Origin of the sequence: Corynebacterium sp. c3Ub_189, assembly GCF_039907195.1 — a bacterium.
In the GTDB taxonomy this organism is placed as follows: Bacteria; Actinomycetota; Actinomycetes; order Mycobacteriales; family Mycobacteriaceae; genus Corynebacterium.
Genome location: NZ_JASBOF010000049.1, coordinates 1 through 1323, shown reverse-complemented (window position 1 = coordinate 1323; position 1323 = coordinate 1). Strand labels below are relative to the sequence as shown.

General features: G+C 55.0%; 1 protein-coding gene. It reads right to left on the bottom strand.

Annotation, left to right across the window (positions count from 1 at the left end; genetic code table 11):
- Positions 1-46: 46 nt before the first annotated feature.
- Positions 47-1263 (bottom strand): IS3 family transposase gene (locus QKD99_RS11445; RefSeq protein WP_101679514.1). Its coding sequence is split into 2 segments (ribosomal slippage): positions 47-1002 and positions 1002-1263, totalling 1218 coding nucleotides; the frame shifts between segments, so codons are not numbered across the junction.
- Positions 1264-1323: the final 60 nt, after the last annotated feature.

The following is a 1323-nucleotide window of genomic DNA, read 5'->3' as shown; positions in this document are numbered from 1 at the left end:
TGGGGTTGCCCGCAAATCGTGGACACGTAGTGGAGCTACCTAGTGGTTAGGCAGCTATTTCTTTTCTGCTGGTGGTTAGACCAATGTGGTTCTCGAAGTCGACGGGGCTGACCATCCCTAGTGCAGAGTGCCGGCGCCGACGGTTGTAAACGACTTCCATCCAGTAGGCAACGGCCTTGCGCGCGGCATCACGGGTTGGCCAACGCTTGCGGTCGTAGAACTCGGTTTTAAGCGTCGACCAGAACGACTCAGCCATCGCGTTATCAAAGCACACACCAGTACGCCCCACAGACTGAGCAATGCCCAGGTTATGGCAGACTTCCCAGAGCTTCTCGCTGGTAAATTGCGTTCCGCGGTCAGCGTGGAACACCAGCCCATTAGGAACGTCCCCGCGCAGTGTATGTGCCATCCGCAGGGCCCGTTCGACCAGGCATGTATCTTGAACGCTATCCATTGCCCATCCCAGCACCCTGCGGGAATGGCCGTCGCGGACCGCACACAAGTACAACCATCCCTCGCTGGTGCGTAGGTAGGTAATATCCGACATCCACACTCGGTTGAGCTCACCAGTATCAAACATGCGCTTGACCAGGTCAGGAAGAGCTGACTTACGCTTGGATTGAATCGTTGTCACCGGGACAAAGGCACGCGGTGAAATCCCTTCAATGCCCATCATGCGCATCCGCTTAGCCACAGTCTTGCGATTCAGGGTGATCTGGTAGCGCTCGGTAAGTTCTGCGGTGATCCGCGGAGCACCATAAACCTCATCGGAGTCTTTCCAAATCTGATGAATCTTTCGGTCAACGCCATCGTAAAATGCAGCACGATCATTTTCGCCAGATAGTCGCTTCTGCTGCGTATCAGCCCATTTGTAGTATCCAGACCGAGACACTTTTAATAGCCGTGCCATGCGTTTGATGCTGTAGTTTGCCTTCTCCTGCTGCATCAATTCGAACTTTTCTGCTCGCGTTGCTTCGCGGCGAAGAAGGCTGTCGCTTTTGACAAGAACTCATTATCCATCTTGGCTTCCGCCAACTCACGGCGCAGACGAGCATTCTCAGCACGAAGATCAGCCTCACTCATCCCATCCGAGGCCCCTCGGCGTTCACGCTCGAGTTTGACCCACCGGCCTAAAAGCCCGGCGGAGACGCCAATCTCCTTAGCCACATGAGCGATCGGGCGCTCTGACTCGATTACAAGGTTCGCGGCTTCACGCCGGTACTCCGGCGTGTACTTCTTGCGCTGTTGACTCACAATGAACATCCTCTCCTACGGACACAAGATCCGCACAAATAGGGTGTCCACTAAACGAGGGTAACCTCA